Below are 18416 nucleotides of genomic sequence, written 5' to 3'. Positions count from 1 at the left end.
ACGACGGGGATTCCTTCGGCTAGACGGTCATCCCCGTCCTCAAAGTACGGGGTTTTACGCTCATTCGATAATTTAAAATATTCTATGAGAAATAGCATTGTTAACTTCTGATAACAGTGCACCAACTGACCTGATAGTTTCGTTCGTTTTAACCAGCTTACGGTTGTAGTGATTTTGCATCCACAAGTTAGAATGGATCCTGCCTCTGGCATCATCTACGCGCTGTCTTGCACTATTGTCTCCAGTCAAAGCTAAATGAGTCATATTTAAAGCACCATCAACACTATTAAGTACCATTTGACCCTGACAAAAACTGGCCGATGCTGAGAAGCTCGCAGCTTCTCGTTCTAACTTATTCATTCTGATAACAAGTTCATCTTGAAGTTGAAGAAGCATAGAGGCGTCGTGGTGATTTTGATAAAGGGTTTTCGCCAGATTGAGACGAGTTCTATCTTCAAGATCATCAACACCCAATTTATTATTAAGCTGAGTTGCGGCTCTGAATCCATCTTCGATAGTCTTTTTATTGTAATAAGGTTTAGTAGCAGCATTTATAGCCTGTTTCAGAATATCATTTTCAAGTTTACTCTTAATTTGGTGCGCACGAGTTTCATTAAATTTCATACCCGGTGTAACTAACCGTTTAAATGCGTCAGCAACTGCACCAACCATACGGCTAAAAATATTTTTCCTACCTGTTTCGGCTGTGACATTGACATTAACAAATCTGCCTTTATCGTTACTTTCGTGGACATAAACAGTGTAAGCTCTTTCTGCTTCCTCAGAGTAAAAGGTTACTTTTTCACCTCTAAACTTACCAGCTTCGTTAATTAGTGTTTCATCAGCCATGCTATTTTTCCATGACTTGATGTGAAAGGTATTTGCTAGTGGACATCCCTGTATATTCATACGAATTACCTCCGTGGCAGTTAATATTTTTTAAAAGATATAGAAAATTCACCCTGACTATAATGACAACTCAGTTAGCAACACTGACAATTGTTGGAAACAGCCGGGGTCATAAGGAAATTGGTGTCATTCATTTTTCCGCTCATTCGACTCTGGTCTTTTTCAACTCGTTCCCTCGCTCTGCGTGGGAATGCATACCTCCCCTGAAAAGTGGACTCTGCAGCGCGAGATAGGTATGGGTTGCCAAGCTGGGACCCACAGGGCCTGAAAGCATGGAAACCAGAGTTTTGCGACACCCTCTTAAGGCAGGAGTTTTGTGATATTGCAGGTGCGTACCGAAAGCCGGTTTTATGGTCAAGATCGTACTTTGCTGGGAGCTGCGGCGGAGCCCCTCTGGAGGTAATTAAACAATACATAGAGAACCAGAATCAACCCCAAGGAGCTGAATGAAATTCACCTCCCGCCTAGCTCGGCGGGAGCACTCTTTCAAGCGTAGGTAAGGTATTCAGCTGAATGAAAGAAACGCAACTCACAAAAAAAGCCGATCCACTGTGACCGGCTTTCCAAGAAAACGTGTTCCAGAATAAATCAGGACTTTTGTTTTGGCTTTACGTACAGCACCAGGTTGTGGTCAACAATCTCGTAGCCGTGCTTATCAGCAATCTCTTTTTGACGACGCTCAATATCTTCATCGATAAACTCGATGATCTCACCGCTTTCCATACAGACCATATGATCGTGATGCTCACCTCTGGCCAGCTCGAACACCGAGTGCCCGCTGTCAAAGTTGTGCCTGATCACCAGACCGGCCCCTTCAAACTGGGTCAGCACCCGGTAGACGGTAGCCAGACCGACATCTTCTTCTGCTCCGAGGAGTGCCTTGTAGACATCCTCCGCACTCATATGAAGGCCCTGAGAGCTTTCAAGAATCTGAAGGATTTTGACACGAGGCAGCGTGACCTTCAGACCCGCTTTGCGCAACTCTTGATTTTCCAACACGTTTCCCTAACCTTTAGCATTTAGCAGGTAATCCCTGCTATTATCACACTTTTAAACCGAACATTCATTTTCGAAGAAGATAGTGGAAGTCTGAAACCGATGCAAAAACGTCCAGCCCTGACCACCGTTGTTCTCAGTGCCGCTGCTCTTCTGGCTGGGTGTGCCAGTTCAACAGACAGTGGCTCCAAACTCATCAGCTTCCCCGGTGTTTACAAGGTCGACATCCAGCAGGGTAATGTCATTACCCAGGAAATGGTCGATCAACTTCGTCCGGGAATGACCCGTAACCAGGTCCAGTATGTTATGGGCACCCCTCTTATGGAAGACGCCTTCAACCGGGACCGCTGGGATTATATTTCCAGTCTTCAGCCTGGCGGCGAACAGCGCACCCAGCAAACCCTGACTATCTTCTTCAAGGACGACAAACTTACCTCTATTGAAGGAGACTTTCGTCCCGGTGCTGGTAAAACACCTTAAGACCGCTTTGTTGACTGGAAGAGCAGCTCACCCTCAGGATGCAGCTGCTTCTTTCTTGAGTTTTGCTGACTCCGCACGCTTCTTGCGCACTTCTTTCGGATCAGCTATCAATGGTCGATAAATTTCTATCCGGTCACCTTCTTTCACTGCCTGATCGGCAGGTCTGATAACCGCTTTGCCAAAGATACCCAGTTTAACAGAGTCCCAATCAATCTCAGAAAAAATCGACTTCATCCCGGATTGTCTGGCAGCATCAAGTACTGAAGTACCTTCTTTAACATCTACAGTCAGGATTCGGTAATCATCCGGCTTGGCGTAAGCCACTTCAACGCTTACTCTGGAATCTTCCCCCGGCTCCGACCGGTTATTGTTTTCAGCCATAAAGCTGCTCCGCTCTTTGACAGAAGGCGTCAACCATTTTATTCATTGCCTTATTGAACACTGCACCGACTGTAGCTCTGAGCACCGGGTTGGATATTTCGAAATCCAGCTCCAGAGATACCTTGCAGCCTTCATTGCCCAACGGTTTGAATGTCCAGAGCCCATTCAGCTTTGAAAAAGGCCCCTTCAGCAATGACATTTCAATAGACCGATTTTCCACCATTCGGTTCCTTGTGGAAAACTCATAACCCAGACTCCCTTTTGACAGTTCAAGAGCGGCTTCCAGCACTTCCCCTTCCTGCTTCAGTATTCTGGCCCCTGAACACCAGGGTAGAAACTCAGGATAACCTTCAACATCAGCCACCAGCGGATACATTTTTTCTACTGGCTGCATGATCAGGGCTGAACGGGAAACTCTTGGCATGACACACTGCAAATTTACAAAACAAGGGCCCGCGAGCATACCATATTGTCAAAGTTTTTGCTTTCAGGACTCTGCAGGAAGGACAGTGTAACTGAGCATCAGAAGGTGTGGGAGGAGCGTAGCCCCATAGCTACGCTCTGCGTCGATTATGATTTAAAAAGGCTTCAAATCATTTCAGCGCTGTGTACAGAATCAGAGCTACCGCTACGGGCACAATAATACGAACGGCAACGCGCCATACATTGAACAGACCAACGCTCATAGCCAGTTCGTTAGACATAACAGAACGCTTAATAATCCAGCCAGCAAAGATCGCTGTCAAAGCACCACCGAGAGGCAACAGGAAAACGTCGGTCATGTAACCCGCCAGGTCAAAGATAGTCTTGTCGAAGAACTTGACGTCGGCCCAGATGTTAAAGGAGAACACAGAGCCCAGACCAACCAGCCAGATAGCACCGCCAATCAACCAGGTCGCCAGTACACGATTGATAGCGAAGCGCTCAGTCACCCAGGACAGAGAAGGCTCAATCAGGGAGATGGCTGAACTCAGGGCAGCGATACCTACCAGCGTGAAGAATATGAAGCCCAGAATCGATCCGCCAGTGATATTAGCGAAGGCAGAGGTCAGGGAAACAAACAGCAGGCCGGGGCCGGCAGAAGGCTCAAGACCATGAGCGTAAACAATCGGGAATACGATCAGACCAGATATGATGGCCATGAGGGTATCCAGGAATGCAACATTCAGAGCTGTACGCGGAATAGAGTTATTAGCAGGCATGTAGGCACCGTACGCCATCAGGGCACACATACCCAGACTCAGGGTAAAGAAGGCCTGACCCATTGCCGCCGCAACCGCTTCGCCGGTAATCTTGCTGAAATCCACATCGAACATGAAGTGGAAACCACGCATAAATTCACCGGTGGCCAGAATACTGTAGCCCAACATGGCAAACAACAGGACGAACAGCGTTGGCATCATAACCTGAAGACCTTTTTCCAGACCTTTATGAACACCACGAGCGGTTATCAGAACAGTGATAACCATAAACAGGGTGTGCCACAGAATCTGTCTTGGCGCCGAGGCTGTCAGAGCTTCAAACTCACCGCCAATCTGATCAGCTGACATACCATTGAAGACACCTGTCAACAGATCCCAGGCGTATGACAGCGCCCAGCCGGCTACTACGCTGTAGAAGGTCAGAATGATGAAGCCGGTGACCATCCCCATCCAGCCAATCACTTCCCAGCCACGAAAGACACCTGCGTCGCTGGTCAGTTTACGCATGGCATTCAGGGGGCTCAGGCGGGTTGAACGACCAATGGCCGTTTCAGCCATCAGCAAAGGAATACCTACCAGAGCGATACACAGCAGATAAACCAGAACAAAGGCGCCACCGCCGTACTGACCGGCAATGTATGGGAATTTCCAGATATTCCCCAGACCAATGGCAGAGCCGGCCGCAGCCAGCATAAATGTCCAACGGTTGTTCCAGGTTTTGCGCGAGGTTGTCGGGTTTTGTCCTGACATGAGACTCCTCAATGATATACAACAAAATTCTTATCGAGTGAAACCTTCATGCAGAGTGCTGCAAGGATAATTCAAACAACACTGCATTTAATTGCAAGCCGCCCGGACTATTCAGTCTCGAATCAGACAGTCAGGAAAAGGAGCTCAAACGACAACCAGCTTGAAGAAGAGAGTAGAGTCATTACTTACAGCCAGAGGCACAAATAACAGCCCACTCAACACCGGATAAAGCAGCTACCATAAAGCTTTCACTGGAGCATGAGGGCGACGCTGAGCATTGTATCGGTTTAATTTCTCACCTCAACCACTTTTTCCTACAATCACCACAAAAAAAGAAATATCCTCCAAAATAATTTACAGCCCAGAATATTTAACCTAAACAATGTAAATCCCGGACAAATACGAAAAATCGTCAGGAACTTGAATAAGTAACAGTCATAAGCAACGACTGGTTTTATACTCTATCCACGTTATAATCCGCGCATGGCTAAAAGATCGAAAAAAAGCGGTAAAGGCGACTCCTCCATTGTCGTCAACAAAAAGGCCCGTCATGACTACCATATAGATGAGTCATTTGAAGCGGGACTGTCACTGGCAGGCTGGGAAGTCAAAAGCCTTCGCATGGGCAAAGTACAGCTGGTAGACAGCTACGTTCTGCTCAAAGATGGCGAAGCCTGGTTGATTGGTGCCCAGATCACTCCATTGGATACGGCATCCACCCATGTGGTGGCAGATCCTCTGCGCGACCGCAAACTGCTGTTGCACAGAAGAGAGCTAGCCAAGCTGTTCTCGGAAACTCAACAGAAAGGTCATACCTGTATCGCTACCAAGCTCTACTGGAAAGGCCACCTGGTCAAATGTCAGGTAGCCCTCGCCCGAGGCAAGAAAGAGTTCGACAAGCGAGCCGCCACCAAAGAGCGCGAGTGGAATATTGAAAAGCAGCGGGTTATGCATCGGGGGTGACAGGTTAAACTTTTCAGAATCACACAGCAGGTTCAGCTAAGCAGAGAAGAAAAGGTTGCTCCCGGAGGCTCCGGGAGCAGAAAGCTTCAGTTCGGACTGATCTCCGGCGGCCTGTCACCTGCACCTGTGTTAGGTGGAGGTGGTGGCGGCACCGTGGTGTCAACAGCCACTTCTGTTTGTTCCGCTTCAATTTCCGTCTGTTCCGCTTCTTCTGTCGTGCCCTCAGTTTCCGCCAGTGCCTGCTCACAGTTTGCGGCGGCCTGACCAATCGCGCCCTGCAAAGCAGCATTGCCTGCTGAGGCGGTCATCAACGCAGCGACCATCGATTCTTTGTTCTGTTCAGAAACCTGACAAGCTGGAATATAGACAATCGGCTTCATCTGATCCGGAAATTCAGCAACCGCAGCCACCACCAGTGAAGCCAGCAAGTCTGGCTGATCCTGCAACTTTGCGGTAGCTCCTGAAATTAGCGCTTCAATGGATTGGTCATCATTTTCCATGGCCTTGGCCAGTGCCTGCTTGACGGGCATGGTCGTCAGATCTTGCGCGAGGTCGGCCCGGACACTACCCGAGAGGGCCGCCATCATCAGCGCAGTGGATGCAAATATGAGTTTTGGTTTCATCGTTGTTCCGGTTACGGTTCCCTGGACATGCACCTTTTATACAGCAACTGTCGCATCCATGTATAGGCAGGGACTGCGAGAAATTATATTGGTTGACTCTGGCCTATAAAAACTGGCAAAAGTCTTGCCGTGTCTATTAAACAGTATCTGTTAATTAGCAGTAATAGACATTAATATACTGGCTTATCCAGATGGACGTCGTTTATATTACACCAGCCATTACAGTTTAAGGTAGAGACAGTTAGCATGAAGGGAATAAAGCAGCTCAGCACAGCAAGTCTGCTGGCTATGTATGGCACGAACGCGATGGCTGCCGTTGAGGATGCAGGCCATATCAATCTGGGTCCTGTAGAAATGGTACCGGTAGTCAGTGCCGGTATCGGCTACGACGACAATGTTTACCGTAAAGGTGAAGGCGAATTGGCGGATAAAGGCTCTACAGTTTACAAGTTGAATGCCGAAGCGCAGTTCCGAGCCCAAACCGGTCTCAACACCTACGCGGCAACCCTGGCAGCCCGTAACACCAATTTTTCCAGCCAGTCCGACGCCAATTATACCGACGTTGGTGTTAAGGGAGATATCCACCAGGAATTTACCAGCCGCCACAGGCTGGATGCCGGATTTGACCTTGGCCGCTACCACGATGCTGGCTCTACTGTTAATGATGTCACTGATAAGTCCGCACCGGAATATAATCGCACCCAGGGCAGTCTGAAATACGGCTTTGGCGCCCAGGAGGCGATAATGCGTGCTGACCTGTTTGGCAGCTACAACAAACAGAATTACAGAGCGGGTGGCGAAGACAAAAAGACTACTGAATATGGTGCCACCGGCTATTACCAGTTCATGCCCAAGACCAGTGCCCTGATAGAAATCAAGGAGCGCAAGCTTGACTACACCGAGGAACAGAATGCTGCTTACGATATCACCAGCTATCTCATAGGTCTCAGCTGGGATGCCACCGCCAAAAGCAGTGGTTATGCCAAACTGGGTCGCCGTTACCGGAGTGCCACTGGCATAGAACGCCAGGATTATACTGGCTGGGAATTGGGTGTAAGCTATCTACCGGTAGACCGCTCTCTGATTCAGCTGAGCACCACCCGGGACTACGGTCTGGAATCGGATGACCCGGCCAGTGCGGACTTTACCAAAGGCACCACAACCCGACTCACCTGGGAGCACCAGTGGACCGGAAAAATCAACACCCGAGCCAGCTACAGTTATTCCGACGAATCGATTCAAGACGCCAGCGGCATCACCGAGAAAGAGCGCAAGGTAAACCAGCTGGGTCTGGCGGTAGACTGGAACATCAAACATAACATTCTACTCTCTGCCTCCTGGCAGCATGTCAGCCGCGATGAAACCGACAAAAACGGCTTTACCGGTGCTGAAGATTATAAGCGAGACCACTATATGCTCACGGCCACATTAGCTCTCTAAAAGGCTGTCGTCGTTTGCTTCTATTTGCCGGTAAAAGTGTCAGACTGTTCCTTTTTCTGTTCTTTTGCAGGCTGTTCGGTTTTCAGGCCCGATCCACGCCTGACACGTGCAAATAAGAGAACGATACTCAACCTGCTTCCGGGTAACCCCGGTAAACAGGTTGACCTGGTGCAATACTTTGCTATGAGGAAGGAAACCTTGTTATTTGCCGAATATTTCTGCTCTTTTACCTGATTTTTGGTCAGCCAACCTGCGAAAGGCCCTATTTTTCAGAAGGCGGGAAACGTATAGCATGATATGCTATTATGCCTGCTTTTTTTATTCAGGACTTTTTTCAATCTATCGCCTCAGATAAACCTCAGCCTTTTCAGGAGATTTCAATAGGGTACAAGCAATGATTTCCAGACAATACCTAACCAACCCACTGCGGCAGCTGACGACTTTAGTCGTTTTACTATCAATCATGGTCTTCAGTAGTGGCCTGCTGGCCGCCAACCCCATGAGCCTCTCTCGCTACAAACTGGGTGCAGGGGATGAAATCATGATCTCCGTTTACGGTGAAGAAGGGATGGAGAAAGAAATAATCCTGACGGATGCGGGCAGTATTTCCTATCCGTTCCTTGGGGAGTTTCGCGCCAAAGGTCTCACCCTGGGTCAGCTACAAAGGCTGATAACGGAAAAACTGAAAGACGGCTACTTCATTGACCCTCGGGTTAGCGTCTCCATGGTGAAATACCGCAAGTTTTTTGTCACCGGTGAAGTCAAGGAACCGGGAGGGTTTCCCTTTGAACCGGGGCTGACCCTGGAAAAAGCTATCGCTCTGGCGGGTGGTTTTACTCAGCGGGCTTCCAAAAAAGGCATTATCGTCACACGCGATGAAAATGGCAGTGAGAAAGAAAAGGAACTGTCGCTTAATGGTTCGGTTCTGCCCGGTGATATTATCGTTGTCAGCGAAAGCTTCTTCTAGGAGGTTGAACGAGAATAGAGTCCGAAAAATAGAAGACTATTCTCGTGCAACATCCAAGAAAACCGGCAGCTAACCAGACTCTTTTTCAGTAACCACGAAGGCACGAGGTTTTTCTTTTAAAAAAAATCTCCTCAGTGACTCCATGGCAAAAAATATGTACCCGATATGAACACAGAAACCCGAAAGGCATCATCGCCACCCGAAGCCCCTGCAAAAACAAGACTGCCCCGGGACGAAGAGATTATCGACCTTCGCCAGATTTTCCATGTGCTCAACAGTCACCGCTGGTCGATTGTCGGTTTTACCGCTGCGGTCACCCTGGTGGCGATATTTGCGGTGTTCTCCATGACACCCATCTACCAGGCCACCGCTACCCTGCAAATCGAGCAGGAGCAGGCCAAAGTCCTGTCCATTGAAGAGGTCTACGGCATTGATGGTGGAACCGACAGCTACCTCAACACCCAGTTTGAGGTGCTGAAATCCCGTGGCGTTCTGGAAAAGGTAGTCAACAAGCTTGATTTGCTGAACAACCCGGAGTTTAACGGTCGACTGAAAGAAGCCCCCTGGTATGCAGGCATGCTGGACTGGCGCAGCTGGTTCGGCCTGAAAGAGCCGAAAACACCGGAAGATCCGGGCATGATCATGCGCGATACCATCAATGCACTGTCAGCCAGTGTCTCCATTGAGCCCGTGCGAAAAACCCAGATTGTAAAAATCCATGCCCAATCCGAAACCCCGCAACTGGCGGCAAAAATCGCCAACGCCATTGCCAACGCCTATATCGAAGCCTACATGGAATCAAAGTTGGCCCTGACCCTGAACGCCACTGACTGGATGCAGGGAAGAATGGGCGAACTCTCCGAAAAGCTAAGAGTGGCAGAACAGGAGTTACAGGACTACCGTGAACAGGAGAACCTGATTGAGCTGGAAGGAGTCCTGAACGCTTCCAGTGACGAACTCAAGGCGCTAACCAATGCCCTGGTGGAAGTGCGCCGCAAGCTGGCGGTATCTGAGAACATCTATAGACAGATCTCTACCGGTGATACGCGCAAAGGCGACAATGCATCCCTGCAGGCGGTACTTAAACACCCGTTGATTCAAAATCTGAAGCAGGAGAAATCAAAAGTTCAACGACAGGTAACGGATCTGTCCCGCCGTTACGGCCCGAAACATCCTGATATGATTTCGGCAAGGTCTGAACTGAAAAGTATTCAGGACAACCTTAATCTCCAGATTCGCACCATCGTCGAAGGGGTAGAGCGAGAATACGAAATCGACAAGGCCAATGAACGCAGCCTGACTGCGGCGGTAGAAGCGCTGAAAAAACGCATTCAGGCGACCAACCGCAAAGAATTCCGCCTGCGAGCTCTGGAGCGTGAAGTACAGACCAATAAAGACCTGTACGACGCCTTCTTCACACGGATTCAGGAAACCTCCGCTACCAGCGACCTGCAAACCGCCAATGCCCGTATAGTGGATCAAGCCTTTGTACCGAACTCGCCGATCAAACCGAAGAAAAAGCTGATTATTGCCGTGGCCGCATTGATGGGTTTGTTGATCTCCTGCGGTATCGCCTTCCTGCTGGAAATGCTGAACAACACTATTCGCACGACGCGGGACGTAGAAGAGAAGCTAAACCTGCCGGTAATGGGGGTATTGCCAAAACTCACCGATAAAGCCCTGCTGGACCACGTATTCAACCTGTTTACCGACAAAAAACAAGCTTCATTCGGGGAGGCGGTGCGCACCATCCGGACCAGTGTCAACCTGACGGCAATGGACGAGAAACACCGACTGTTTGGTGTCACCTCAACGGTACCCGGTGAGGGCAAATCATCGGTAGCCTCCAACCTGGCGCTGGCTCTTGGGCAGCTGGGCAAAACCCTCCTGATTGACTGTGACTTACGTCGCCCGGTGGTGGGTAAAAACTTCCATATCAAAGGGGGTTCTTCCGGGCTGGCCAATTTAATGGCCGGTACCGCGAAAGTCTCCGATGCGGTGCATAAACTGGAAGGGATTGATGTGATTCCCTGCGGCATGGTACCTCCAAACCCACAAGAACTGCTGGCTTCTGATCGACTGGCAAGCCTGCTGAGCAAACTGAGGGAGCATTACGACTACATCGTACTGGATTGCCCACCGGTGCAGAACGTCAGCGATGTATTGATGGTTTCCCGCCATTGTGACGGGCTAGTCTATGTGGTCGAAGCCGGGCGTATGCAGGCCAATGCCGTCAACGCGGCGGTTGGCCGACTGCTGCAGGCCGGGGCTCCGGTTACTGGAGCGGTGCTGAACAAGATTAACCCGAAAGCCAAAGATCCTTACGGTTATAACCAGCGGTATTACGACACAACTGGTTACTACTCCGGAGCCTCCTGATCTCTGTTAAATCGTGAAGAGCGCTAAGGCTTAAAAAATGGCCTTAGGCTCTTGGTAAATCGAAAAATACCGTTTTATGTCGCGGGAGCAATTCAAGCTGAGACCAAAAACGAGAGCCTGATACCTGCCATTGATAGACCAATTGCTGTGGCAGGTATTGACCAAAGTCGTATATTAGTTACTCGAAATATTGATTATGTACGACAGATTAAATATGTTATTTTTAATGCTCGGCGTGACTTCTGATACTTTAAATATAAAAATATTGTCTAAAACCAAAAACCAGAGCTTTTCGCTACTGAGCCAGTGAAATTACCAAAAAACTATTCAGGGCTATAGTACAAACTCTCTGAAAACAACGACTTTTGGGGTCTAATGCGGTCATTCACCCATGAGAGTAGAGTACAAAACATGCGTCGTACTTGAAATGTAATATTGTAGCCGTAAAATGTATCTCCATTGTTATCGGGGTGCTAGATCTCTCTAATTTTTCCCTGTCTGCTCATACCTGCATCATTGGTTGTCAGTGGTGCTCTTTTTTATTTGACAGGCAGCGTGATTGGCGGTGTAAGCAATGCCTGTTACCGAAGCCGTACGGCTGGACATCGCAATTGAACGCTGGTTGTTTCAGTAAAAACCGAAAATCTGAGGGGCGGTAGCGTGATTTTTATAATTGCAACAATCGTCTAGCGCTGCCAGATTCTACGAATTCCGGTGAGTTTAACTAACCAGTTCCCGCTTCTGCGTCTGAAAGCTTTGAGCAAAATTAACGTTTCACGCATTACGCAGCACTTTTTGACTGGTTTGGCCAGGCTGCTGCGAAGATACACGATCACAAATCTGCCTTGGCAATTTTGACGCCCTGAATATACAAGTGACTCCAATGCCTAAAATTGCAATAGCCGGAACCGGGTATGTCGGTTTGTCCAATGCCATGCTTTTGGCCCAACACAATGAAGTGATTGCGCTGGACATTATCCCTGAGAAAGTGGACATGCTGAACGAACGCCTCTCACCGATCGAGGATGACGACATTGAACGTTTCCTTCGCAATGAGATGCTTCACTTCCGGGCCACTCTGGATAAACAGCAGGCATTTGCTGAGGCTGATTATGTCATTATCGCAACCCCTACGGATTATGATCCGAAGACCAATTATTTTAATACCGAAAGTGTTGAAACGGTGGTTCGTGATGTGATGGACACCAACCCGGATGCCGTCATGATCATTAAATCAACGGTACCGGTAGGCTTCACCCGGCAATTAAAAGAAGACACCGGCAGCAACAACATCATCTTTTCTCCGGAATTTCTGAGAGAAGGCAAGGCACTGCACGACAACCTCTTCCCTTCCCGAATCATCATTGGTGAACAGTCAGAGAGGGCAAAAAAAATAGCGGAGCTGTTTGCTCAGGGTGCGGAGCAAAAAGATACTCCCATTCTTTTCACCAACAGCACCGAAGCCGAGGCCGTGAAACTGTTCTCGAATACTTTTCTGGCACTGAGGGTTTCCTACTTTAACGAACTGGACACCTACTGTGAAACCCACGGTATCGACTCACGGCAAATCATCGAAGGTGTTGGGCTGGACCCAAGGATTGGTAGCCACTACAACAATCCAAGCTTTGGCTATGGCGGCTATTGCCTGCCAAAAGATACCAAACAGTTACTGGCCAATTATCAGGATGTGCCCAATAACCTGATCAGAGCTATTGTCGATTCCAACACCACCCGAAAAGATTTTATTGCCGACTCCATTCTACGGCGCAACCCTGAAGTGGTCGGTGTTTACCGACTGGTGATGAAAGCCGGCTCCGATAACTTTCGTGCATCAGCCATTCAAGGTGTGATGAAACGGATAAAAGCCAAAGGGGTTAAAGTTGTCGTCTATGAGCCGGTGCTGACTGAAGATGAGTTCTTTCATTCAGAGGTGATCAACGATTTGGAAGCCTTTAAAGCAGTCAGTGATGTGATTATTGCCAACCGCAAAGAATCTGATTTGGAAGATGTTGCGGAGAAAGTTTATACCCGTGATTTATTTGGGGTGGATTCGTGAAGTCGCAGATCAAACGCACTCAGTTTTTCACACAACCGAGTGAATTGCTCATCGTATTTAATGCCGGTTAACACTTCTTGCAATATCGGGCCAATCATCACAGCCCGGTGTTGGCGGATTAATCTCTGCAACAGTATTGTTTCTTCAGATATGGATTCAGTCCTGCGTCGACGCAGCGCAGCCGAACATGCACAGGTATCAACAAGCACCATTATTTTCTTCGGGCCTCTTTTTTAAGGGGCTGAGCGTCGTGATCAATGGTGCCGAGATCATCCAGTAGTTCCAACTGCTTGCGGTGGCGAATAAATTCGGCGAGAGCTTCGTTAACGGCTGCTTTTTTGGTTTTATAGCCACCCAGTTGTTGGACCTGAGCAATCAAGTCGTCGTCTATAGCTAGGTTTGATGGCATGTTATCAACTGCTAAGTACTCAACCATACGGAATCGAATATTTCTGGCTTATTGGTCAGGTGCTCTGCAAGGCGCAACGACGGGAACATAGCAAGCTATGTGACCAGAGTTGCAACGCAGTCAGAGTGCCTGAACAATGAGTCAGAAAATATGATTTCGTATGGTTGAGTACTTACACAATGGTTTACACAAAAAGTCAGTCTAGCCCGAGTGCTAATCCATTGCCCATGTCTGAACAATCGCAAATCCGGAGTGAACTACTGGTGACCAGGTAGAAACGACTATCGGCTGAGGCATCCCATGAGACCATCGGCAGCATTAAAAAAATATCGGGTAAAGATCAAGACCATCATAAAAGAACATAAAGCGGCCAATGCCAGAGTATTTGGCTCTGTACTGAATGGAACAGACACCGAAACCAGTGACCTGGACATACTGATTGACCCAGATCAGGGCATGACGCTATTTGATATTGGAGCGATTCGCCACAAGCTAAAGCAGCTAACCGGTGTAAAAGTTGACATCCTGACCCCCGGCTCACTTTCAGACTCTATCAGAGAAGAAGTTCTTAGCCAGGCAGAGCCGATATAAAACTGAAAAATCCCCTGACCTCAGTTTTTTGACCTGAACCTGGTTTCCTACTCTACACACCTTAAAGTAAAACTATTTTAGTATTACCTTAAGCTGGAGGTAGAAAACCATGAAAGCATCTACAAAAGGACAAGTCACTACCCTTCTGAAAGTGAGGGAAACACTCAGGATTGTGCCGGGAAATGCTGGGGCTTTACTGGCAGATAGGTCATGAGATTCTGGTTCGTCAGCAGGTTGAAGGCTGGGGAGCCCAAGTGGTCAAGCAGCTAGCCCATGACCAGCAGCGCAGTTTTCCGGACCTGAAAGGTTTCTCCCGGGCCAACCTGATGAATATGCCTGCCTTTGCTGATGCCTGGCCAGACTTCACCACAGAATCAAATGTCCAACAGACTGTTGGACAAATTCCCTGGGGGCATAATCTGCTGCTGTTAAGTAAGCTTAAAGACCGACAGCAGCGCCTGCAATACGCCACTAAAACCATTGAAAACGGCTGGACTCGCAATGTACTTGCGCACCAGATAGAGAGCCGACTGCTTGCAACAAGGTAGTGGCCAAATATGCCCGCAGGGATAATACCAAGCCCATTGGTGTTGCAGAGTATCTGCTGGCCCAGGCATTGCCAGATCAATTGGAAGATAAACTGCCCAGTATTGAAATGATTGAGAAAGAAGTATCCCTCCTTTCTGAAGATAGAAATTTTGATTAAACAGGACAAACCTGTGATTCACCCGTTATATTTGCAATGCCTCCAGGAAAGACGAGTTGGAGCGAGATCTAACTTTTATCCAAACCAACACTTAAAATTATGTTTGATTTTGCCGGTAGCTGCGCTATGATTCTGTCTAACAATACCCCTTCCGCTTCCCGTCAGATCAGCGCACTGAAAGGGGTTACTTGTTTCTGGACACCTATAAAATAGTTACCTTGTAGGGATTGATCTGTGAGTTCATCAAGACGGTTCAATCGAAAGCCACCCCGGGTCCCCTACGACAAGCCACCCCTTTCATTAAGTCAACAAGTCGAGCGTCTCAAGTCCCGTAACCTTATAGTGGATGATTCGGACAAAGCAGAATTCTACCTTGGACAGCTGAACTACTATCGCTTTAGGGCCTACTGCCTGCCCTTTGAGGAAGAACATGCTTCCCATCGACTCAGGGCTGGTACCCACTTTGATGATGTACTCAATCTTTATATTTTCGACCGAGAACTCCGGCTTCTGGTACTTGATGCCATTGAACGGCTTGAAGTCTCCCTGAGAACCCAGTTTGCCTATCATCTGAGTCACAATTATGAGACCGCACACCCACACCTCAAAGCGGAAATTTTTGCCAACCCAATGGTATACGCCAGAAGCCTGAGCAAGCTCGATAGTGATGTGAAATCCAGTAAAGAAGATTTCATCAGGCATCTGACTGGTAAATACGAAGAAGAGCTTCCACCGATTTGGGCTGCTGTTGAATTAATGACTATGGGTCAGCTATCCAAATGGTTTAGCAATATACGCTTACGTAGCGATCGACAGTCGATAAGCCTTGTCTACCAACTGAATGAAAAAGTCATGACGTCATTCTGTGAGCACCTGTCACTGGTTAGAAACTATGCTGCTCACCACGCCCGCTTATGGAATCGCCAGTTAACCAAGACATTTATCTTACCGACCAACGCGGACGAAGCACTAATAAAGAGTCTTTACTCGAGACCGGATAACCCGCGTCAATTACGAAAGCTATACAACACCTTTGTCGTCTTAATTCATATAATGAATATCATTTGTGGCAAAAACCAATGGCAGAAGCGCCTAAAACAGCTGATAGAGCAACACGGCATCAGTACCCGAGGCATGGGTTTTCCAGATGACTGGCAAGACAGACTTCTCTGGCAATAGCACCAAAAGTCTGCTCATCTATCTCATCCCGATTTCTATTTAATGGCTTTCGAGCTTTTACGCTGTTACTTCCTCATGGTAAAAATCACCAACCAACACCCTGAAAGCTCAAGCCTGGATATCGTTCAGGCCAATATCAGGGAAAAATCATGAAAACCCCAGAAATTAACAGTTCGTTCCCACTCTGGGGCCCACAGGTCCTAAAAGCATAGGAACCAGAATTTTGCGACACCCTCTAAATGGTTGACTTTGGGAAATTCAAGCAGTCCCTTGCACTACTGGAGTCACAATTCGGAAATTGGCAAACTCTAGATAACTCCTTACCTACATGGATTCAGGAAGCAGTTTCTGAATCCGTTATCCGGCGGTTTGTAATCTGCTACGACTGCTTATGGAAAGCCCTGAAACACTACCTGAAAGAAGGCCTTGGTCTCCCTGATGTGCCTGACAGTCCAAAGCCGCTGTTTCGGATAGCCAATGAAAACCGCTTACTAACATCTGATGTTGCTCAGTGGTTGATATACGCAGAAACTCGCATCGGAACTTCTCACGACTACGATGAGGAAAAAGCAAAAGCTGCACTGAATATTATGGATGCCTTTATCAAAGATTCCGTAAAGCTTTATGTAACCATGAGCGGTGAAACCTGGTCATGAAAACAGCGTTGGAAACACCTGACCTGAATGCACTGTTGGGCATTCCATTTGCAGACCAAATGCTGGAACAGGGAGTGGCAATTAACCTGGCCATTCATTTGTTTCGAAATGACGTGGTTACCCTTGCTAAAGGGGCCAGGATAGCCCGGGTTCCACTGGATGATTTTATCCAGATGCTGGGTACACAAGGCATTCCTGTAGTTGACCATGACCCTGCGGATCTGGACAGTGACCTTGAAAACCTTGGATAAGCCGAGGATACTTCACAAATCGTAGATAGCAGCCCAATAATTGCCTTTGATAATCACCAGAATTTCAACACCAACAGTGAAAATCAGCTTTTTACACTGACTTCCCTGCTGTTTCTTAAGAAAGACATCAATGGGTTTACGCACTATTCGGCTGACAGTTGTATAGCAGATATGTAAGACCTGAAACCAGCAGCTATTTTTTATGATCCTTACGGTTCAGGTACTTAACCCAGCTCACCAGTGCACAGACAATGGAAAAGAAAATAGCCAGAGTCCAGGCGAAAGTGTTCATCTCAATCATGGTCAGACTCCATAAGCAAAGCCAGATAGATAAGGGCGAATGAGGTGGCCATACCAAAGAAGACAATAGCAGCAATCATGTTTTCCTGAAAGATCGGGTATAAAACAGCCGAACCCAATAGAAGCTTGACAAGATCGCAGCTAAGCGCAGCCATTCTTTCACGTCGTTTCTTATTCATTGGTACTACTTTTATATTTATTCAGAAATTGAAAAAGTAGACCATTGGGCCGAAAATGCATGATGAAAGACCTGCCCCCGGTTTTCGGTTTTCACTTCCGGGCTATCTTGATGCTAAAATCTAGTCAGACTAGCCTCTTTAAGTCATCATTAATTACAAGGTGGCTTATCATGGCAAACCAGTGGCAACTCCAGGAAGCAAAAAGCAAATTCAGTCACATAGTAGAAAAGGCCTGTAATGAGGGTCCCCAATTTGTCACCAAACACGGCGATAACGCAGTAGTGGTCATCTCTTACGATGATTACCAGAGAATGGCCCTGCCTGAAAACAACCTGGTTGACTTTTTACGCAGCTCACCTTTTGCAAGCACCACAGAAACGAAAGCGTTTACCAGAGACAAAGAGATGCCGAGGGATATTGAGCTGTGAAATATCTACTCGATACCTGTGTATTATCCGAAGTGTTCAAAAAGAAACCGAATCCGCAAGTGATCGATTGGTTAGGAAGTGTGGATGAACAAAGTCTTTACCTTTGTATATTAACACTCGGAGAGATTGAAAAAGGAGTCGAAAAAAATAAAGACCCTGCCCGGCAAGGAAAATTACGCAACTGGCTGGAGTTTGACCTTAAAGACAGATTCAGGCAGCGAATCCTGTCAGTGGACTTAAATGTGGCCCTAAATGGGGTGCTATTCAAGCCGAAGCCGAACTGGCGGGCACCCCAATACCAGCTATTGATGGGTTAATTGCAGTGACAGGTTTAGTCCATAGTTGCACAGTGGTTACGCGGAATATCGATGATATGCGACAGAGCCAGGCTGAACTGTTTAGCCCGTGGGTTGAATCCTGTTTTTGATGATTTGTGAATGCTCCTGATGGCCTACATTCTGGCACACTTTCGAAGAGCGGGGTCTAAAAGCGTGGTCAAAAAAAGGACTCAGGTCTTTCTTTGTGTACAAATTCTATCGTTTATAAGCAAAGTAAGAAATTGAGAGAGTAG

Annotated in this window: 22 protein-coding genes and 1 pseudogene; 15 read left to right on the top strand and 8 right to left on the bottom strand. The window is 47.7% G+C overall.

Features of this window, described 5'->3' with window-relative positions; all coding sequences use genetic code 11:
• Positions 1-72: 72 nt before the first annotated feature.
• A complete protein-coding gene (locus ACOMHB_RS05330; RefSeq protein WP_448215769.1) occupies positions 73-849 on the bottom strand; it encodes a hypothetical protein in 777 nt (258 codons plus the stop codon).
• 360 nt (positions 850-1209) lie between these two features.
• Here ACOMHB_RS05330 and ACOMHB_RS05325 point away from each other — a divergent pair.
• Positions 1210-1359: pseudogene (locus ACOMHB_RS05325) on the top strand (transposase); the annotation flags it as partial.
• A gap of 138 nt (positions 1360-1497) precedes the next feature.
• Here ACOMHB_RS05325 and fur read toward each other — a convergent pair.
• The gene (gene fur / locus ACOMHB_RS05320; protein WP_422137071.1) at positions 1498-1905 is read right to left on the bottom strand and encodes a ferric iron uptake transcriptional regulator; all 408 of its coding nucleotides are present in this window, start codon (positions 1903-1905) and stop codon (positions 1498-1500) included.
• Positions 1906-2007: 102 nt separating this feature from the next.
• Between fur and ACOMHB_RS05315 the strand changes: the two genes are divergently transcribed.
• The gene (locus tag ACOMHB_RS05315) at positions 2008-2385 is read left to right on the top strand and encodes an outer membrane protein assembly factor BamE (protein ID WP_317143396.1); all 378 of its coding nucleotides are present in this window, start codon (positions 2008-2010) and stop codon (positions 2383-2385) included.
• Positions 2386-2418: 33 nt separating this feature from the next.
• On the opposite strand, the gene ACOMHB_RS05310 is transcribed toward ACOMHB_RS05315, so the two are convergent.
• The 3 genes from ACOMHB_RS05310 to ACOMHB_RS05300 form a co-directional block, all read right to left on the bottom strand.
• Positions 2419-2766: an RnfH family protein gene (locus ACOMHB_RS05310; RefSeq protein ID WP_448215768.1), complete on the bottom strand. Its 348-nt coding sequence runs from the start codon at positions 2764-2766 to the stop codon at positions 2419-2421.
• Positions 2759-3190: a type II toxin-antitoxin system RatA family toxin gene (locus ACOMHB_RS05305; RefSeq protein ID WP_422136945.1), complete on the bottom strand. Its 432-nt coding sequence runs from the start codon at positions 3188-3190 to the stop codon at positions 2759-2761. The genes ACOMHB_RS05310 and ACOMHB_RS05305 overlap by 8 nt, the downstream gene beginning before the upstream one ends.
• Before the next feature lie 169 nt (positions 3191-3359).
• A complete protein-coding gene (locus tag ACOMHB_RS05300; RefSeq protein WP_422139910.1) occupies positions 3360-4718 on the bottom strand; it encodes a sodium-dependent transporter in 1359 nt (452 codons plus the stop codon).
• 483 nt (positions 4719-5201) lie between these two features.
• Here ACOMHB_RS05300 and smpB point away from each other — a divergent pair, with 483 nt between their 5' ends.
• Positions 5202-5681, top strand: a complete 480-nt coding sequence (gene smpB / locus ACOMHB_RS05295) for an SsrA-binding protein SmpB (protein WP_252177135.1) — start codon at positions 5202-5204, stop codon at positions 5679-5681.
• A gap of 86 nt (positions 5682-5767) precedes the next feature.
• Here smpB and ACOMHB_RS05290 read toward each other — a convergent pair whose 3' ends face one another.
• Positions 5768-6304: a hypothetical protein gene (locus ACOMHB_RS05290; RefSeq protein WP_448215767.1), complete on the bottom strand. Its 537-nt coding sequence runs from the start codon at positions 6302-6304 to the stop codon at positions 5768-5770.
• A gap of 246 nt (positions 6305-6550) precedes the next feature.
• Here ACOMHB_RS05290 and ACOMHB_RS05285 point away from each other — a divergent pair, with 246 nt between their 5' ends.
• From ACOMHB_RS05285 to ACOMHB_RS05270, 4 genes are all read left to right on the top strand, one after another.
• On the top strand, positions 6551-7744 hold the full coding sequence (locus tag ACOMHB_RS05285; RefSeq protein WP_448215766.1) for a hypothetical protein: 1194 nt from the start codon (positions 6551-6553) through the stop codon (positions 7742-7744).
• A 394-nt stretch (positions 7745-8138) separates the two neighbouring features.
• On the top strand, positions 8139-8711 hold the full coding sequence (locus ACOMHB_RS05280) for a polysaccharide biosynthesis/export family protein (protein ID WP_422136939.1): 573 nt from the start codon (positions 8139-8141) through the stop codon (positions 8709-8711).
• A gap of 165 nt (positions 8712-8876) precedes the next feature.
• Positions 8877-11090 carry a GumC family protein gene (locus tag ACOMHB_RS05275; RefSeq protein WP_448215765.1) on the top strand — a complete coding sequence of 738 codons (2214 nt, stop codon included), beginning with the start codon at positions 8877-8879 and terminating at the stop codon, positions 11088-11090.
• A gap of 883 nt (positions 11091-11973) precedes the next feature.
• Positions 11974-13146 (top strand): nucleotide sugar dehydrogenase, encoded by a 1173-nt coding sequence (locus tag ACOMHB_RS05270; RefSeq protein WP_448215764.1) that lies wholly within the window; start codon positions 11974-11976, stop codon positions 13144-13146.
• 211 nt (positions 13147-13357) lie between these two features.
• On the opposite strand, the gene ACOMHB_RS05265 is transcribed toward ACOMHB_RS05270, so the two are convergent.
• Complete coding sequence (locus ACOMHB_RS05265; protein ID WP_448215763.1) at positions 13358-13555, bottom strand: type II toxin-antitoxin system VapB family antitoxin; 198 nt, start codon at positions 13553-13555, stop codon at positions 13358-13360.
• A gap of 300 nt (positions 13556-13855) precedes the next feature.
• On the opposite strand from ACOMHB_RS05265, the gene ACOMHB_RS05260 reads away from it, so the two are divergent.
• The 6 genes from ACOMHB_RS05260 (at position 13856) to ACOMHB_RS05235 (ending at position 16938) form a co-directional block, all read left to right on the top strand.
• Positions 13856-14146, top strand: coding sequence for a nucleotidyltransferase family protein (locus tag ACOMHB_RS05260; protein ID WP_448215762.1), 291 nt, complete (start codon positions 13856-13858; stop codon positions 14144-14146).
• A gap of 182 nt (positions 14147-14328) precedes the next feature.
• A complete protein-coding gene (locus ACOMHB_RS05255; protein WP_448215761.1) occupies positions 14329-14694 on the top strand; it encodes a DUF1016 N-terminal domain-containing protein in 366 nt (121 codons plus the stop codon).
• On the top strand, positions 14694-14852 hold the full coding sequence (locus tag ACOMHB_RS05250; RefSeq protein ID WP_448215760.1) for a hypothetical protein: 159 nt from the start codon (positions 14694-14696) through the stop codon (positions 14850-14852). The genes ACOMHB_RS05255 and ACOMHB_RS05250 overlap by 1 nt, the downstream gene beginning before the upstream one ends.
• Before the next feature lie 234 nt (positions 14853-15086).
• Positions 15087-16031 carry an Abi family protein gene (locus ACOMHB_RS05245; protein WP_448215759.1) on the top strand — a complete coding sequence of 315 codons (945 nt, stop codon included), beginning with the start codon at positions 15087-15089 and terminating at the stop codon, positions 16029-16031.
• Positions 16032-16270: 239 nt separating this feature from the next.
• Entirely contained in the window at positions 16271-16687 is a 417-nt protein-coding gene (locus ACOMHB_RS05240) for a nucleotidyltransferase substrate binding protein (RefSeq protein WP_448215758.1), read from the top strand.
• Positions 16684-16938: a UPF0175 family protein gene (locus ACOMHB_RS05235; RefSeq protein ID WP_448215757.1), complete on the top strand. Its 255-nt coding sequence runs from the start codon at positions 16684-16686 to the stop codon at positions 16936-16938. Before ACOMHB_RS05240 ends, ACOMHB_RS05235 begins: the two co-directional genes overlap by 4 nt.
• Positions 16939-17231: 293 nt before the next feature.
• Here ACOMHB_RS05235 and ACOMHB_RS05230 read toward each other — a convergent pair whose 3' ends face one another.
• Complete coding sequence (locus ACOMHB_RS05230) at positions 17232-17417, bottom strand: hypothetical protein (protein WP_448215756.1); 186 nt, start codon at positions 17415-17417, stop codon at positions 17232-17234.
• A 170-nt stretch (positions 17418-17587) separates the two neighbouring features.
• On the opposite strand from ACOMHB_RS05230, the gene ACOMHB_RS05225 reads away from it, so the two are divergent.
• Together ACOMHB_RS05225 and ACOMHB_RS05220 are read left to right on the top strand one after the other, a co-directional pair.
• Positions 17588-17845: a type II toxin-antitoxin system Phd/YefM family antitoxin gene (locus ACOMHB_RS05225; protein WP_448215755.1), complete on the top strand. Its 258-nt coding sequence runs from the start codon at positions 17588-17590 to the stop codon at positions 17843-17845.
• Positions 17842-18162, top strand: coding sequence for a PIN domain-containing protein (locus tag ACOMHB_RS05220; RefSeq protein ID WP_448215754.1), 321 nt, complete (start codon positions 17842-17844; stop codon positions 18160-18162). The genes ACOMHB_RS05225 and ACOMHB_RS05220 overlap by 4 nt, the downstream gene beginning before the upstream one ends.
• The last annotated feature ends 254 nt before the right edge of the window (positions 18163-18416 follow it).

It is taken from the genome of Endozoicomonas sp. 2B-B, from assembly GCF_053470045.1.
This window is presented reverse-complemented; position numbering and strand designations above follow the sequence as displayed.

Coding starts and splice junctions, on each gene's coding strand:
- ACOMHB_RS05315 (WP_317143396.1), top strand. CDS start 2,008: ATGCAAAAACGTCCAGCCCTGACCACCGTTGTTCTCAGTGCCGCTGCT.
- ACOMHB_RS05300 (WP_422139910.1), bottom strand. CDS start 4,718: ATGTCAGGACAAAACCCGACAACCTCGCGCAAAACCTGGAACAACCGT.
- ACOMHB_RS05275 (WP_448215765.1), top strand. CDS start 8,877: ATGAACACAGAAACCCGAAAGGCATCATCGCCACCCGAAGCCCCTGCA.
- ACOMHB_RS05240 (WP_448215758.1), top strand. CDS start 16,271: ATGGTTGACTTTGGGAAATTCAAGCAGTCCCTTGCACTACTGGAGTCA.
- ACOMHB_RS05280 (WP_422136939.1), top strand. CDS start 8,139: ATGATTTCCAGACAATACCTAACCAACCCACTGCGGCAGCTGACGACT.
- ACOMHB_RS05310 (WP_448215768.1), bottom strand. CDS start 2,766: ATGGCTGAAAACAATAACCGGTCGGAGCCGGGGGAAGATTCCAGAGTA.
- ACOMHB_RS05290 (WP_448215767.1), bottom strand. CDS start 6,304: ATGAAACCAAAACTCATATTTGCATCCACTGCGCTGATGATGGCGGCC.
- ACOMHB_RS05265 (WP_448215763.1), bottom strand. CDS start 13,555: ATGCCATCAAACCTAGCTATAGACGACGACTTGATTGCTCAGGTCCAA.
- smpB (WP_252177135.1), top strand. CDS start 5,202: ATGGCTAAAAGATCGAAAAAAAGCGGTAAAGGCGACTCCTCCATTGTC.
- ACOMHB_RS05305 (WP_422136945.1), bottom strand. CDS start 3,190: ATGCCAAGAGTTTCCCGTTCAGCCCTGATCATGCAGCCAGTAGAAAAA.
- ACOMHB_RS05260 (WP_448215762.1), top strand. CDS start 13,856: ATGAGACCATCGGCAGCATTAAAAAAATATCGGGTAAAGATCAAGACC.
- ACOMHB_RS05230 (WP_448215756.1), bottom strand. CDS start 17,417: ATGAATAAGAAACGACGTGAAAGAATGGCTGCGCTTAGCTGCGATCTT.
- ACOMHB_RS05235 (WP_448215757.1), top strand. CDS start 16,684: ATGAAAACAGCGTTGGAAACACCTGACCTGAATGCACTGTTGGGCATT.
- ACOMHB_RS05285 (WP_448215766.1), top strand. CDS start 6,551: ATGAAGGGAATAAAGCAGCTCAGCACAGCAAGTCTGCTGGCTATGTAT.
- ACOMHB_RS05270 (WP_448215764.1), top strand. CDS start 11,974: ATGCCTAAAATTGCAATAGCCGGAACCGGGTATGTCGGTTTGTCCAAT.
- ACOMHB_RS05225 (WP_448215755.1), top strand. CDS start 17,588: ATGGCAAACCAGTGGCAACTCCAGGAAGCAAAAAGCAAATTCAGTCAC.
- ACOMHB_RS05255 (WP_448215761.1), top strand. CDS start 14,329: ATGCTGGGGCTTTACTGGCAGATAGGTCATGAGATTCTGGTTCGTCAG.
- ACOMHB_RS05330 (WP_448215769.1), bottom strand. CDS start 849: ATGGCTGATGAAACACTAATTAACGAAGCTGGTAAGTTTAGAGGTGAA.